10 protein-coding genes are annotated in these 14,718 nt (G+C 70.1%); 1 reads left to right on the top strand and 9 read right to left on the bottom strand.

Annotated elements, in window-relative coordinates; all coding sequences use genetic code 11:
• Positions 1–2: 2 nt before the first annotated feature.
• Positions 3–908 (bottom strand): beta propeller repeat protein, encoded by a 906-nt coding sequence (locus tag AC6JA9_RS25850; RefSeq protein ID WP_223785571.1) that lies wholly within the window; start codon positions 906–908, stop codon positions 3–5.
• 119 nt (positions 909–1,027) lie between these two features.
• Here AC6JA9_RS25850 and AC6JA9_RS25845 point away from each other — a divergent pair, with 119 nt between their 5' ends.
• Positions 1,028–1,954, top strand: coding sequence for a type VI immunity family protein (locus AC6JA9_RS25845; RefSeq protein WP_223747557.1), 927 nt, complete (start codon positions 1,028–1,030; stop codon positions 1,952–1,954).
• A gap of 7 nt (positions 1,955–1,961) precedes the next feature.
• Here AC6JA9_RS25845 and AC6JA9_RS25840 read toward each other — a convergent pair whose 3' ends face one another.
• The 8 genes from AC6JA9_RS25840 to AC6JA9_RS25805 are packed head-to-tail and all read right to left on the bottom strand — an operon-like array spanning position 1,962 to position 14,252.
• Positions 1,962–3,065, bottom strand: coding sequence for a hypothetical protein (locus AC6JA9_RS25840; RefSeq protein ID WP_223747558.1), 1,104 nt, complete (start codon positions 3,063–3,065; stop codon positions 1,962–1,964).
• Positions 3,062–4,093 (bottom strand): DUF2169 family type VI secretion system accessory protein, encoded by a 1,032-nt coding sequence (locus tag AC6JA9_RS25835; protein ID WP_223747559.1) that lies wholly within the window; start codon positions 4,091–4,093, stop codon positions 3,062–3,064. Before AC6JA9_RS25835 ends, AC6JA9_RS25840 begins: the two co-directional genes overlap by 4 nt.
• Positions 4,094–4,099: 6 nt before the next feature.
• Positions 4,100–6,088 carry a hypothetical protein gene (locus AC6JA9_RS25830; protein ID WP_497957991.1) on the bottom strand — a complete coding sequence of 663 codons (1,989 nt, stop codon included), beginning with the start codon at positions 6,086–6,088 and terminating at the stop codon, positions 4,100–4,102.
• A gap of 10 nt (positions 6,089–6,098) precedes the next feature.
• The gene (locus AC6JA9_RS25825; RefSeq protein ID WP_046714488.1) at positions 6,099–6,476 is read right to left on the bottom strand and encodes a PAAR-like domain-containing protein; all 378 of its coding nucleotides are present in this window, start codon (positions 6,474–6,476) and stop codon (positions 6,099–6,101) included.
• A gap of 11 nt (positions 6,477–6,487) precedes the next feature.
• On the bottom strand, positions 6,488–6,991 hold the full coding sequence (locus tag AC6JA9_RS25820) for a hypothetical protein (protein WP_223747561.1): 504 nt from the start codon (positions 6,989–6,991) through the stop codon (positions 6,488–6,490).
• 10 nt (positions 6,992–7,001) lie between these two features.
• A complete protein-coding gene (locus tag AC6JA9_RS25815) occupies positions 7,002–9,788 on the bottom strand; it encodes a type VI secretion system Vgr family protein (protein WP_497957990.1) in 2,787 nt (928 codons plus the stop codon).
• 6 nt (positions 9,789–9,794) lie between these two features.
• Positions 9,795–12,011 (bottom strand): type VI secretion system Vgr family protein, encoded by a 2,217-nt coding sequence (locus AC6JA9_RS25810; protein WP_223747563.1) that lies wholly within the window; start codon positions 12,009–12,011, stop codon positions 9,795–9,797.
• Between the two features lie 12 nt (positions 12,012–12,023).
• The gene (locus AC6JA9_RS25805; protein WP_223747564.1) at positions 12,024–14,252 is read right to left on the bottom strand and encodes a type VI secretion system Vgr family protein; all 2,229 of its coding nucleotides are present in this window, start codon (positions 14,250–14,252) and stop codon (positions 12,024–12,026) included.
• Between the last annotated feature and the right edge of the window lie 466 nt (positions 14,253–14,718).

The following is a 14,718-nucleotide window of genomic DNA, read 5'->3' as shown; positions in this document are numbered from 1 at the left end:
TCTCACCACTTGCGTGGAATGTCCTGGACGCAGGCGACGAAGTCCGCGAGCGGAATGGTCCGGAACTCCTTCGCGTCCTCGGTGTCGACCAACCCCTCCGACGTGGCCATCACCAGCCGCTTCCGGGTGTCCAGGCTCAGGGGCTTCACAGGCGCCTCCACCTCCTCGAGCTGATTGCCGCGCAGCGTGAAGAGCCCATACGTCCCACCCGCCACCCAGACCTGCTCCCGGTACTTCGCCACGCTCATCAACATCCCGGGGGACTCCGCCACCTCCGACCAACCATAGACGCTGCCTTCGTGCACCCCCGCGTCGCTGCACGCATACATCTCATCCTTGCTGACGACATGCACAGCCGTCATCACCGCCTCCGTGAAGGACGGTGCCGGATGCCACCGCGCCCCATCCCAGCGTGCGATGAGCCCCTCCCCACCCACCGCGTAGACCAGGTCCGGCGCCAGCCCATGCACCGCGAAGACCTCGCCAGGGCAGGGAAGCTCATGCCATTGCCTGCCATCCCAGCGGTAGAACGACTCCTTGCGCTGCTGTGAATGCGGTCCCCAGGCCAACACGAACCGGTCATCCAATCCCCAGATGCCCGACACGACGCATGGCAGCTCGTGGAACTCCCACGCCGGACGCGAGGGATTCTCCGAGCGGTTGATGTGCACCCCTCCGCGACGGAAGCTGCCCTCGGCCACGTAGACCGTGCCCGACGGCGAGCGCCAGAGCGAAGTGAGCCACCCCACCTGGCCCAGCTGCGTGTAGACGCGCCCGTCCACCACCTGGCCCACCCACGACTCCGCGTGGTCCTCCATCCAGTCCTTGCCATCCCACCGGTCCGCCAGGAAATGGCAATCCCAGGCCGAGTCTCCGCTGGCCCGGCGGAATGCGTGTGCGAGCTTCATGATGTGGGGTCCTCGGGTACGGGGCGCCTCGCGGCGGCGGGAAGCTCGCCTGGGTCTCTTGAAGCCACGGTCTCGTGATAGTCGTACATCGCTCGGGGTGTTGCCAGGAGGCGGTGACGATGTCGAAGCTGCGTGGACCGGGGGGCGACGTGCTCGCGGAGAACCCGGAGGTGACGCTGACCCGATATGCCCTCGGGCTGACGCTGTACCTGGATGAGCCCTACGTCTGGGCCACCGAGGGCGCCGCGGCCCTGCTCCGGCGCTTCCTCCAACTGGCTCCCGCCGAGCGACTCACCTGGTACACCACCTCCACGCTTCCGGAGTGGCACCGCTTCACGCCTCGGGTCGCCGACGACGTGCTCGCCTCCCTCTCCGTCTCCTGGGCCGATGTCCGCGTCAGGCACCTGTTCACGTTCCGCCTGGTGGATGACCTCGGAGCGCCAGGGCTCGGCTTCATCTACCGGGAGCTGGACGCGGCACGGGGCCGTCGAGGCTTCCTCCAGGTGCTGCTGCCGGAGACCCTCGACCCGAAGCAGCTGCTTCAACTGGCCAAGGAGGTTGGCGAGCGCTGGCCCCTGCTCTGCGGCGTGGGCGGCTACGTGGGCACCTGGAACGAGTGGGTCAAGTCCACAGCGTTCTGGAGTCTGTACCGCTCCAGCCAGCGCTACCTCGGGCTCGACATCCAGGACCCGGATGCCATGTCCTGGTGCGTGGGCGAAGGGCTGCCCGGGAGCAACTGGCTCACGCTCGTGGGTGACGGCCTCGCCGGGAAGCTCGCGCTGGACGTCGCCGCGCTCAAGGCCCGTGCCTGGACGTCCGAGGTCCACGTGCACACGCTGAAGGGGACCACGCTCATCCAGGCGGGTGAAGCCCCGACGCTCGGTGACGTCAACGCGCTCGAGTACCCCTCCGCCTACGCCGAGGTGGCGCGTGTCCTGGAACCCCACTTCGTCAAGAAGCCCACCGAGTTCTGGGGTGGCTTCCAGGAGGAGCAGAAGACAGGGGCCTGGCTGCGCCGCTTCGTCTTCCCGGAGGACCTGCGCTGAGCCCATCTCACGGCTCCCGTGAGAGCAGCACCACGCCGCGCGCGCCGCCCGCGCTCGAGCCCGTCAGCAGGCAGGTGGCCGCGCCCGGGTCACCTCGCAGCATGCCCTCCACCGCGACGGCCAGCCCCGTCGGCATCGCCGCGGCGCCGAGGTCCCCCAGGCATTCGGACAGGTACTCGAGCGTGGCCTCCGGCGGCATCACGTCGTGGGCCACCCGAGGCCAGGCCAGCTTGAACTCGTGCACGCGCAGCTCCTCCGCCGTCATGTCGGAGAGCCACCAGTCCAGCGTGCGTCGCTCTTCACGGAGCCGCTCGGACACCACGCGGCCCGCGCGTGTCAGCGCCGCCGCCATGCAGGGCATGTCGTTGTCCTGGGTGGCCAGCTCGACGTCGGTGGCCACGGTGTCGAGCCGCGCGAGCACCGGCCACTTCGTCCGCTTCGCCACGTCCGTCCGGGTCAGCGCGCAGAAGGCCGCGCCTTCTCCTCCGACGAAGGTGTCCAGGTTCTCCCCATCGAAGATGCGCTGCTGGTCGATGAGCGTCTGGACCACCTCCGGGTCGTAGTACGTGTCCACGCCTCCGACGAGCGCGACGTCCACCTTGCGGCCTCGCAGCGCCTCGCCCGCCTCGATGAGCGCGAAGGCCAGCGAGGCATGACCCCGCGGCACCACGTGGACCACGGGCCGGACGTCTCGCTCCTCCAGGAGCCGCACCAGCGCCTTCTCCACCTGGCGTCGCTGCGTGGCGAAGCCCTCCTGCGTCCGCTCCCCCATCCGCTCGGGAAGACAGAGCACCAGGGCCACGGTCGCGTTCGGCGGCAGCTCCTCCAGGTTCGTCAGCAGCTGCGTCAACGTCCGGGTGGCGATGGGCACCAGCCGCTCGGCGCCCGAGTCCCGGGTGGGCAGTGTCCGGATGGGCGCCATCGTCACGCGCTTCCCGTTGGGCGCGCGGAAGGGCGTCTCCGCGTAGGCGGACAGCTCCGCGCGGCGGAAGGCCCACGTCTGGTACGGAGCGAAGGCCAGCCCGTTCCACGCGGCCGTCCCCACGATGACGGGCGCCGAACCCCACCGTCCGCCGTAGTGCGCCGAGTCCAGGTGTCGAGCGGTGCTCATCGGACGACCTCCTTCTCGTGCACCTGGATGTAGTGCAGGCGGCGCGCGGGGCGCGGCATGGGCACCACGGTGCGCCAGGTCAGCTCCAGCGTCTCCTCGTCCGAGGGCCGCAGCAGCACCGTGTCCAGGACCGGGCGGTGGTCCGTGTCCCCCTGCGCCGTCCGCGCCGTCACCGCGAAGTGCAGGCGGGGGAGCGCGAAGTGATACGAGCCGCCCGCGGAGAGGTTGAGCAGCTTCACCATCTCGCCCCCCTTCAAGTACTCGGGGCAGATGAGCTCGGGCGTCGCGCACTGGTTGTGGCGCTCGTCGAAGTCCAGCGGCTGCAGCGGCATGCGCTCCTTCATCCACTTCTCGTCCGCGGTCCCCGCGTAGCGACGACGGGGCTCCCAGTGTCTGCCGATGGCGCCCACGCCGGCGGGCGCGGGCCGCGTCCTGGCGGAGGAGATGAGGTCGCGTGGATCCTCGATCTGCGGAGCAAGCTGGTTCACCAGCGCGTCCGAGTCCCGCGCGACGCCGCGCCCCAGGGGGTTGCGTGCCTCCTCCACGGGCGGCTTGTTGGCGTCACTCGCGTCGAAGCCCCCATACGCGAGCTCCCACTTCAGGGGCACGCTGGTGAAGGGCTGCGGCGGTCCCAGCGCCATCCCGAGCGCGCCCCGGTACCAGACCCGCGTGCCGAACACGCGCAGGCTCTTGGCGACGGGGCCCACCTCGATGTGGACGTCCAGCTGCTTGACGGCCTGGCCGCCCTTGCTCATGGCGTTGCCCACCACCACCACATCCGTGGAGGGCTTGCGGATGCACACGTCCGCAGGGAGCTGGATGCTGCTGGCCTCGGGCGCCTTCTTGTCCCAGGGCTCGTCGGCGTGGCGGACCTGGGCGCCACCGACGCGTGTCACCCGCGCGCTGCCCGGGGCGATGGAGAAGAGCTCCTTGATGAGGACCACCATCAGGATGCCTCCGTCCATCCCCAACTGGGGAACGAGGGCCACCGTGGATGAGGTGCCGTTGAGCAGCTCGGGCGTGTTCACGTCACGTCACCTCGCATACCGCGTCGTCCATCCATCCGACGGGCTCCGCCGGCTGCCCGACTCCACATGAACCCTCCAGGCCTCGAGCTGCGCGAGCTGCCGGACGACGAAGTCCGCGCGGTCCAACGGAACGGCTCCGCCCGTGCGCACCGCCAGCTCCACGTGCACCCAGCGGCGCATCGCGGGCAGTGACTCCGGAGCCTCCAGCTCCCACAGGGAGACCTTCGGGCTCCACGCATGTCCGAAGCGGTAGCGCGTGCCCTTCCTGGCATGGCGACCATGCTTCGCCCACCAGTCCGCCCACACGACGGCCCGGTCCGTGAGGTCGAGCACGGGCGTGGGCGGCGTGAAGGGTCGCTGGAAGGGCAGGGCGTCCCGCGTGTACTCGGGGCTCGGGACGTCCTCCGTCAGGGACGCGCCTGTCATCCGTTGCAGCGCGTCCAGCGCCGCGACCTTCGTGTCGGGAGCGTCCATCGCCAGGTGCTCGAGCAGCACCTCCATGAACGACAGGTCCCCGAACCACCCCAGGGCCCGCAGCACCGCGGGCACGTCACCCGAGTCCAGCGCGGCTCGCAGGTCGTCGGCTCCGGACGCGTCCGCGGACACCGCCAGGAAGAGGGCCGCGTCCGCGAAGGCGCCCTGTCCCTTCAGCACCAACGCGCGCGCTCGCTCCAGGCCTTGCTCGCTTCTTCGCAGCAGGGTGCTCTCCAGCGCGGCGCGGACGACCTCCTCGTCCTCGTGGCGCAGCGCCTGCTCGAGCGCGCGGTGAGGCACGGGACCCTGGGTGGCTCCGAGCGCCTGGCTCGCGGCTCGAATCACCTCCAGCTCCGGGTCCTCCAGTCCTCGCTCCACGTCGGACACGGAGAGCGCGCCGCGCCGCGCGAGGACGCGCAGGCCCGCGGCCCTCCGCGCCGGCAGCTCCGCGTCCAGCCACGGGCGCACCGCCCGCTCGATGCCGGGATGCGGCGCGAGCGAGAGCGCGTCCGTCACCGCCTCGGCCATCCTCGGCTCGCTCAGCTCCACGGTCCGGATGATGCGCAGGGCCTGGTCGAGCGCGTCGTCCCCGGCCAGCGAGCCGAAGAGGAACACGTTGGCCCAGGTGAGCTCGGGGTCCGGCTCGGGACGCTCCTCCAGCAGCTTCACCAGGCGCGGCAGGATGGGAGGGCCACAGGCGACGATGGCGTCCACGCGGCGCACCAGCCGTTGCTCGGTGCGCTCGCTGTTCGACCAGGGCGTGAGGGGCCGGGCCCGCCGCATCAGCCCGAACATCCCCAGCTCCTCCAGGCAGGTGCGCGCATGGCCGAAGAGCACGTCCTCCTCGGCCTTCGGGTGGCCGAAGTGGAGGGGCAGGGCCTGCGCGTCCGTCGCCGCGACCCTCGCTTCGTCCTCCTCCGGCGCGGCGTCCTCGTCGTCTTCTTCTTCGGCCTCGAACGCCGCCAGCCGTGCGTGCGCCTTGGCGAGCAGCGCGTCGAGCTGCGCGAGCGTCGTCACGGGCGGAGGCGCCGCGGGTGGGGCAGGGGGCGGCGCTTCCGGCTCGGGCAGCTCCGGCAGGGGGATGGCCGGCAGGAGGACCTCGCGCACTGGTTCGAGCAGCCGGGGCTCGCGGAGGCTCGCGCGCAGGGGCTCGGCGCGGACCTTGGGCGGCAGTGGGCGCGCGTCGGCGCCCGTGGAGAAGGGCTCGCCCAGGGCGCCGATGGCCGCCTTCATGGCCTGCTGGAGCAGCGCCAGCTCCGCGAGTCCGCCCGGGTCCTCCGTGGGGACCTGCGCGAGCAGCCGCGCCGCCGCGTGGAGGTTCGTCGCCATGGCGCGGATGCGCTCGCGCCGGACGTTGAACTGCGCGCGCGCCGCGTGGGCCTCGTACGCCTCACGCAGGGCCAGCGCGAGCTGCTCCTCGGCCTGCCGGACGGGCAGCGCCGGGTCTGTCACCGCCCTCAAGCCGAGCAACGCCTCATCGAGCAACGCCTGGACTGTCTGGATGCCCATCCGCTCCGTCACGCCCACGCCCCTACCGGGAGTCCCCGAAGCCCACGTTCCCCGTCACGCAGACGGGCTTGCCCTCGAAGTGCACGGTGACGGCGGGGACGGGCAGCCCCCACGCCACGCCGCGGTTGACGCCCGCGACGGTGATGTCCTTGGTGAGCGCGACGCCGGGCTCGTTGCCCTTCATGTTCCCCGTCTTGCAGAACGAGCTGTGGACGTGCTTGCTCTCGATCTCGATGTTGCTGCACTTGACGCTCAGCGAGCCCGAGTCCCCGGTGATGGGGTAGGGCATGGGCAGCGGGCTGGGCGCCGCGGGCGTGTGGCACATGTTGGGCGCCATGGGCACCACGGTGTGCTTGCTCTTCTCTCCGACGACCGTCATTCCAAGCGCGGTGACGCTCATGGCGCGGGCTCCTAGTTCAGCTTGATGAGGGTGGCCAGGACCTTGGCCACCTCGCGTGCACGGGTGATGACCCGGTCGGCGTACAGCTCGACCTCGGTCGCGGTGACTTGGAGGAACGCGCCGGGGACGCGCAGCAGCGCCTTCTCGTCCGCCGTCACGGAGAAGCTGCGCACGCGCGCGTTGACCGCTCCCTGCCGGTCCAGGTGCAGCGCGCGCTGCGTGGTGAGCAGGCCCGCGATGAGCGGCGTCTCGTCGGAGGCATCCACGATGACCCTCGCGCCCGAGGCGAGCGCTTCGTCGAGGAGCGCGGGGTCCACCGCGGGGTCCACCTGGAGCAGGTGCTCCGTGGCGCCGATGCGCACGCGCCACCCCTCGCCCTCCCGCGCCACCAGTCGCCCCAGGCTCATCGGAGGCAGGGCGGCCGCGGGCGCCGGTGCCAGCCTCACCTGACGCGGAGACTCCTCGGAGGTCTCGGCCTCTTCACGTGCCACGCTCTTGAGTGCCTGCATGCTCATGTCCTTCTCCTCATCCCGGCATGATGGCGGGAGGGTGCATCTTGATTTCGGAGGTGCCTTCGATGGTGACGCCCAGCGCGCCCTTGATGGCCACGCCGCTGGAATCGATGACGACCTCGGAGGCTCCACACGTCAGGGTGATCTTCCCGGACGCCTCGAGCTTGAGATTGGCGGCGGTCACCACGCCCGCGGCGCCCGCGGTGATGGAGTGGCCTCCGGTGATGTCCTGGGTCTGGCTGGCCACGTTGATGGCCACGGCCCCCTTCGCATCGATGGCGAGCGCCTTGGCCACCTTCACCATGTACGCGCCCACGGTCTCGAGCTTCGCGATACCCACCTGCTCGTTCTTGCCACCGTTGATCAACTCGATACGGGCAGCGCCGATCGTCTCCGTCGAGTCTCCGCCGACCGCGAACGAGACTCCCGTCACCGCGTTGATGACCGCCAGCGCGCCGATCTTCTCGGTGACGGAGCCCTCGACCGTCGTGCCCCACGTACCGGGGCCGCCGCCACCACCTCCACCTCCGCCGCCTCCACCTCCGCCGCCTCCACCTCCGCCGCCTCCTCCTCCGCCACCACCTCCGCCACCGCCGTCTCCGCCACCGCCGCCGCCTCCGCTACCCGAGTTCGCGGTGGCCGGCGCATCCCACGATCCCCCCGCGCCGCCTCCGCCACCACTTCCTCCTCCGAAGCCCCCGAAGCCTCCTCCCTCGGTCCCCCCTCGCGTCAGCGCGCCGCTCGACACGGCTTGCGCCATGCCGGATGCCATGACGCTCGAGAGGGACAGGTTCCCGTCCTCGGCGAGCTGGCCCACCTCCGAGCCGAAGACGGCCACTGCGGTGTTGTCGCCTCCGAGGAGGGCCGCTGCCGGGCCGGCCAGCTCCGCGGCGGTGCCCAGCGCTTCCCGGGCAGCGTTCAGCCCCGGCATCAAGGGCCCGAGCAGGGCGGCTTCGGCGCGGCTCGCCGCCTTGCCCGCGAGGGCGATCGCCCCTTCGAGGGCCAGTGTCTCGATGCTCTCGAGCAGCCCTTCCGCCGGGTCGCCGACCTGCATGTTCTCCAGCCCGCCGACCTTCAGCGTGACGGCGCCGGTGATCTCCTCGCCGATGATGCCGCTGACCTTGACCGCGCGGTTGGCGCCCACGGTGACCTTGTGGTCCTTGCCCACCGAGGCGTTGTGAATTCCCTTCACCGCCATCTTCTCGTTGGCGCCGACGGACATCTCCCGATTCGTGCCGATGGTGCGCTTCTGGTTCACCGCGACCTTGGCGCTCTTGTCGTTGGCGGCCTTGATGTTGATGTCGTAGGCGCCATTGACGTAGACGCGCTGGCTGTCCGCCGAGTCGTCGAAGCTGACCTCGTTCGAGCCCCCTGCGCCGGGCGACGAATTGGAGCGGTGCCCGGACACCGTCTTCTGCGCGGGCAGGCTGTAGTCCGGCGGGTTCAGCGGGTTGTAGAGGCGCCCCAGGCACACGGGCCTGTCCGGGTCTCCCTCCACGAACTCGATGAGCACCTCCCAGCCGATGCGGGGAATCATCACGGAGCCCGTGGTGTGCGCCTGCGTGACGCGGACCCAGCAGGACGACTTGTCGTCGAGCATGCCGTCTCGGTCCCAATGGAACTGCACCTTCACGCGGCCATGCTCGTCGCAGTGCAGCTCCTGCCCCGAGGGCCCCGTGACTCGCGCCGTCTGGAGTCCCAGGATGCGCGGCCGAGGCGTCTCACGTCGGGGACGGAACACCTGCGCGGAGGGCACCACGTCGAAGTCCACCTCGCAGTGCGCCGCGCCGGTGTCCACGAGCGGACCGGGCTCCTGCTGGCCGTGGAAGCGCAGGTGCAGCCGCGAGGCGGTGATGAAGTACTCGCCATCCGCGAAGGGGTGGCCCACCAGCGACACGCGCCGGCCCGGCGCCAGCGTCATCGCGTTGGTGCGCGCCCGCGCGGACTTCCGCCGTCCCCGGAGCTCCTCCAGGCGACGCTTCGCCAGTCGTTTGCCATCCGCGGGCTGCGTGTAGCGGCCCGGGTACTCGTACCACTCCGCCTGCACGGAGTCCTCGGCGAGCTGGTCCGCGGCCAGCTTCTTGGAGGGGTGCAGCATGTCGTAGTCGTCCAGGCTGACCTTGGAGACGCTGGCGCGCACGCCGCTGCGCCAGTCCCACACCGCCACCGCGTCGCCTCCGAGCGAGGCGTCGTAGCGGAAGGGCAGGGCGTCCGGCTCCATCACCTCGGCGGACTCGCTCGCGTCCGAGAGCACCATCACATGCCCGTCCGCGCTGTGCTCGAACGCGAACCAGATGCCCTCCTCCTCGAGCAGCCGGCACACGAAGTCCCACTCCGACTCGTCGTACTGCACGCAGTACTCACGCTGGGGATACGCGCCCTCCAGCGACCAGCGGAACAGCTTGTCCTCGAGCCCCGCGTCCTTGAAGACGGCCTTCACGATGTCCGGGACGGACAGCTCCTGGAAGATGCGGAAGCCGTACCGGTACGCGACGAGCCACGGATGCGGGACGAGCGTGAGCCGGTAGCGCACGAGCTGCGCCGGGTCGTCCGTGGCGACGACGTCGACCCGGTCCACCACCCCCGACACCTCGCGCACCTGCCCGAAGGCGTCCTCCAGCACCACGTGGGCGAACCCGCCGCGCGCCTCCTCCGGCGCCAGCTCCGTTGCCGACAGGTCGAGCTCGAACACGAACCGCCGTGACACCTCTTCTTCGCCACGCAGGGCGTGGACGACCAGGTCCCCCCGCTGACCGGGGATGCTGGCGGTGACGGACACTGCCGAGGGCGAGTCGCTCATAAAGCCTCAGGCGCTCTTGTGCAGCAGCTGGTTGAGCACCTTGTTGTTCTTGATGACGACGGTGGGGGCCTTGATGTTGATCTGCCCGCTGGCCAGCAGCTCCACCGTGCAGGCGCCGCCCCGGAGGACCAGCTTGTTCTGGGCGGAGAAGGTGACGTTGGTGGCCTTCACCTTCATGCCTCCGCCCGCGGTGATGGCCACCAGGCCCTTGGCCGTGTCGGTCCTGCTGCCGCCGCACTTCACCTTCTCCACGCCCGCGTTCATCACGTAGCCCGCGCCGCAGGAGACGGACATCTGCTTGGCCTTGGTGAACTTCAGGGCGCCGATGGTCTCCGTGAAGTTCGTCGACACCGAAACGAGCCGGCTCTTCCCCGCCAGCTCCATCCAGGCCGCGCCGACCTTCGTCGAGGAGGCCCCCACCACCTTGCGCGTGTAGGCGACGAGCGCCGTCACCACCTGCATCGCGGCCACCTTCCGGTCCAGGGTGCCCTGGATGCTCTCGGCCATGTCCCCACCCACCTTCACCATGCGCGCGCCGCCGACGCTCACGCTCAAGTCCCCGCCGACGCCATCCGTGTAGTCGCCCCCCACGTTGATGTCCTGGTTGGCGCCCACGCTGAGCGTCCGGTTGCCGGTGACGTTGGCGTAGTGGTTGCCTCCCACGCTCACCGTGTTGTCCACGCCCACCGAGCAGCGCTCAGCGTTGGCGACCGTCATCTCCGCGTCGTTGTCCACCAGCAGCGTGTAGTCCTTGGACGCGTTGATGAAGATCTCCTCGGCGCCCGCCGCGTCCTCGAAGCGCAGCTCGTTGGCGCCCGGTCCGCCGCCCGTGGTCGCGCTCTGGATGGAGCTGCGCGTGGCGCCGTCCGGCAGCGCGTACGGAGGCGTGTGCTCGGCGTTGTAGAGGTGGCCCGCGACGAAGGGCCGGTCGAAGTCCCCCAGCTCGAAGTCCACCAGGAGCTCGAACTCCACGCGGGGGATGATGAGCGAGCCGCTGAGCGGAAGCTGGCCCACGCGCAGCCACGTGGAGCTGCGGTCATCCTTCAGGCCGGAGCGGTCCCACGGAAAGCGCACCTTCACCCGGCCGAAGGACTCCGTGTGGATCTCCTCGCCCGAGGGCCCGGTGACGAACGCCAGCTGCGTGCCTCCGATGAGCGGCTTGGGCGGCGCCGTCACCGGCCGGTAGGGCACGGTGTGCGGGATGGCCCAGACCTCGTTCGAGTAGAAGCCGGGCCGCTGCGTGTCGTGCTCGCTGGAGGCGTGGTGCACCACGCGGGTGATGAGCAGGTCCACGTTGGCCTCCGTCCGGCCATGCCCCGTCACGCAGAACGTCCTGCCGGGCTCCAGCCTCGGGCAGGTGCTCTGGCCCTGGAGCGTGCGCGTCCCCAGTCGCAGCCGCTCCATCAGGCGCCTGGCGCGCGTGCGGCCCGCCGCCGCCTCCACGAAGTCACCCGGATGCTCGTAGACCTCGCGCCCCGTGGTGGACTCGGCGCTGTGGGTCGCGGACAGGTCGACCGCGGGGCGCTTGAAGTCGTAGTCGCGCAGGAACACCTGGTCGGAGGCCATGCTCCGGCCATCACGCAGGTCGATGACCACGTCGTCGTCGAGCTGGCTGCTGTCGCGGTCCACCAGCAGGCTCTGCCCCCGGATGGGCTCCAGCCGGGTGCTGTCGTCGAAGAAGAGCATCCGCGCGCCGTCCGCCTCGTGGTGCACCGCGAAGGCGATGCCCTCCGAGTGGAGCAGCCGCGACATGAAGGCGAAGTCGCTCTCGTTGTACTGGACCACGTTGACGCGCGTGGGGGGCGGCTCCATCAAATCCCAGCTGGACGCGTCCCCCAGGCCCGCGTCGTCGAGGACGCTGGAGACGACCTCCTGGACGCTCTGCTCCTGGAAGATGCGCGAGGTGCGGCCCAGCTTGAGCAGCTCCACCGGGGCGCAGATGACGACCACCAGCCGGAAGGCATGGCTCTGCGTGGCCTCCAGGTGCGCCTCGGTCACCACGCCGTGGAAGGGGCGGTCCTCCGAGTCGTCATGGAAGCGCAGCCACAGGGCCGCCGGCGTGCCCGGCAGCGCGTCCAGGTCCACCTGCTCCGGCGTTTCGGCCTCCACCTGGACCCGGCAGCCCTCGCTCAGCCCTTCCGTGGCCTCCATCCGCAGGACGCGGAAGCTGGTGGGGTCGAACCCCTCCAGGGACAGCTCCAGGCTCAGTCGACGCATCCCCATGATGAGAGCCCCCTACTTCTTGAAGTGAATCTTCCCCTTGAGCTGCACCTTGGCGCCGCCCTTGAGGCCCTCCGCGTCCACCGTCAGCGTCGAGCCCGACAGCTCGAACACCTTGCCCCCGCCCTTGAGCTTCGCGCCGCCTGGCGCGGTGAGGGTCACCGTCTTGGCGGACATCGCGAAGTCCTTGCCCACCTTCTCGGAGATGGGCCCCGCGGAGGTGACGGCCACCGCGCCCACGGCCTCCAGGATGAGGTCCTCGCCCGTCTTGAAGTCCGCCAGGCCCGTGGTGAGCACCTTCGCCGCGCCCACGTCCTCGGACTTGGCGCCCTTGAGCAGCTCCACCTTGGCGCCGCCCACCGTCTCCGTCTTCCCGCCGCCCACCGTCTCGACGATGGCCGTCGCCGCGTTGATGGAGAACGCCGCGCCCACGGTGCGCGAGCAGTCCGCGTTGAAGGTCTCCAGCACGTGGTTGGCCAGGACGTTCATCGGTCCGCCGATGGTGTCGCTGCGCTGGCCGTCCACCGTCTGGGAGAAGTTGCCGGTGACGCCCCAGTCGTCCACCGCGCCGACCTGGACCACCTTGGAGCCCGTCGTCTCCAGCACCGCGTTGCTCGTCACGCTGAGCCCCTGGTTGGCGCCGATGTCCACCGACTCGTCGCCTCCCACCAGCGAAGTGGACTGGTCGCCCACCTCCTCCTGCGCGTTGTTGACGATGTCCTCGGAGAGGTCGTGCCCGGTGACGAGCTTGAAGTCCTTGGAGGAGTGGATGAAGAACTCCATGCCCCCGTTGCCGTCCTGGATGCGCACCTCGTTCGTGCTCCCGCCGCCGGGCGAGGTGGCCGACTGGAGCGTGGACTGGGTCCGCTCGTCCGGGAGGGCGTACGGCGGCATCGTCTCCTGGTTGTAGAGCTTCTGCAGGACGACGGGGCGGTCCGGGTCTCCGTCCAGGAAGCCCACCTCCATCTCCCAGCCCACGCGCGGCAGGAGCATGCTGCCGCTGGTGTTCTGCTGCTGCACGCGCATCCAGCACGAGGCGGTGTCGTCCACCTTGCCCTCGCGATCCCAATAGAAGTGGACCTTGATGCGCCCGAACTCGTCGACGTGGATCTCCTCGCCCGGCGGGCCGGTGACGACCGCGCTCTCCTTGCCCCACACGCGCGGGCGCGGGGTGCGCCGCGGGGGGCGGAAGTCGGCGCCCGCCGAGGGGATGGCCCGCACGCGGGTGCCGAAGCGGGTGGACTCCCCGTCGTCCGCCTGGACCAGCGCGTAGTCGTGGGTGACCTGCAGGAGCAGGTACTCCTGGCAGAGGAAGGAGGGCAGGGCGTCGAGCAGGGAGAACAGGCGCCCGGGCTGGAGCCGGAAGCTGTTGCTGCGCGCCTCCAGGACCATCCGCTCCTGCACCAGCCCGCTCAGGCGGTTGCGCGCGCGGCGGACGCCATCCGAGGGGCTGGAGAAGGAGCCCGGGTATTCGTAGCGCGGGAAGTCCGCCTCACTGGAGCGCTCCTCGGCCTCCAGCGGCTCGCTGGGGCTGCGCCAGTTCCAGTCCCGCGTGGTGTACAGGCCGTGCACCAGTCGCGAGGTGAAGGTGAGCTCCGCCACGCGCTCGTCCTCCGCGTGGATGAGCGAGTCGCGCGTGAAGCCGAGCGCGGGCGTCCCCAGGATGGGCTCGTGGGCGGAAGGGGCGTCCGCGAGCTTCAGCACGTGCTCGGTGGGCAGGTGCTCGAACCAGAAGAAGATGCCCTCGTCCTCCAGCAGCCGGAGCACGAAGTCCAGGTCGCTCTCCTTCCACTGGGTGCAGTACTCCCGCTTCATGTAATCGCGGGACAGGTGCCACTCGGTGGACTCGGCCGGAAGGCCCGCCTTCTCCAGGACGGCCTGGATGATCTCCACCGCCGTCATGTCCTGGAATATCTGGCTGCGGCTGCGGTAGCGCAGGCCGTGCAGCCGGGGCCGCAGGCGCAGCCGGTAGACGAAGCCATGGGTCGCCAGCCTGGAGCGGTACTCCGCCTCCTCCACGACGCCGTGGAAGCAGCGCTCCTCGAAGCTGCCCTCCGAGAAGGTGGGGGAGAGCCTCAGCGTCCCCGCCGTCCCGATGAGGGCCGTCAGGTCCAGATCCGGATCATCACAGGCGAACTCGAGCTCCACGTCGAAGAGCTCGGACAATCCCTCGCGAGCCGTGGCCCGCAACACGATGGCTTCCGCGGGAAGGCTCGCATGGTCGATATGGGCACGCACCTCCATGCTGTCTCCCCCTCGTCGTTCAGGATGTCAGTCTCAAGGACATCCTTGCCCATATGCAACTCCATGTGGCGCGGTCGCCCTCATCCCTGGCGGCCAACACCTCCCTGGGTGGGGTGAACGCGGACGGTGTGAAGTCTTCGGTCACAAGTCCGCGACCCGTACTCCTGGAGGACCCGTGGAGGCTGGCGGCGACCCCCTCTAGACGAGCGCTCGATGCGCTGACGGACCCCTGGTGAAGCGTGAGCCCTCGCACTTTCCGTGAACAGTGGCGGGAGATAATTCCCGCGAAAATGTCGCGTCGTCATGCGTCAATGACATCCCGGACGCTGGCTGTGCCCTGTCTTGAACTGAAAGGGGTGGCTGTGGCACGTTGTGAGCGATTCTGCTGGCGCGCAGCGACTTTCAGAGAGGATGCCATGCCGGTTAGTGGGGGGGGCTTCGGCCCACGGGCGCGGGTTTGCGTCGG

This window comes from Myxococcus sp. MH1 (assembly GCF_059738865.1).
The sequence above is the reverse complement of the archived record's forward strand: the minus strand, read 5'-3'. Positions and strand labels throughout refer to the sequence as shown.

Coding starts and splice junctions, on each gene's coding strand:
- AC6JA9_RS25850 (WP_223785571.1), bottom strand. CDS start 908: ATGAAGCTCGCACACGCATTCCGCCGGGCCAGCGGAGACTCGGCCTGG.
- AC6JA9_RS25845 (WP_223747557.1), top strand. CDS start 1,028: ATGTCGAAGCTGCGTGGACCGGGGGGCGACGTGCTCGCGGAGAACCCG.
- AC6JA9_RS25840 (WP_223747558.1), bottom strand. CDS start 3,065: ATGAGCACCGCTCGACACCTGGACTCGGCGCACTACGGCGGACGGTGG.
- AC6JA9_RS25825 (WP_046714488.1), bottom strand. CDS start 6,476: ATGAGCGTCACCGCGCTTGGAATGACGGTCGTCGGAGAGAAGAGCAAG.
- AC6JA9_RS25820 (WP_223747561.1), bottom strand. CDS start 6,991: ATGAGCATGCAGGCACTCAAGAGCGTGGCACGTGAAGAGGCCGAGACC.
- AC6JA9_RS25815 (WP_497957990.1), bottom strand. CDS start 9,788: ATGAGCGACTCGCCCTCGGCAGTGTCCGTCACCGCCAGCATCCCCGGT.
- AC6JA9_RS25810 (WP_223747563.1), bottom strand. CDS start 12,011: ATGGGGATGCGTCGACTGAGCCTGGAGCTGTCCCTGGAGGGGTTCGAC.
- AC6JA9_RS25805 (WP_223747564.1), bottom strand. CDS start 14,252: ATGGAGGTGCGTGCCCATATCGACCATGCGAGCCTTCCCGCGGAAGCC.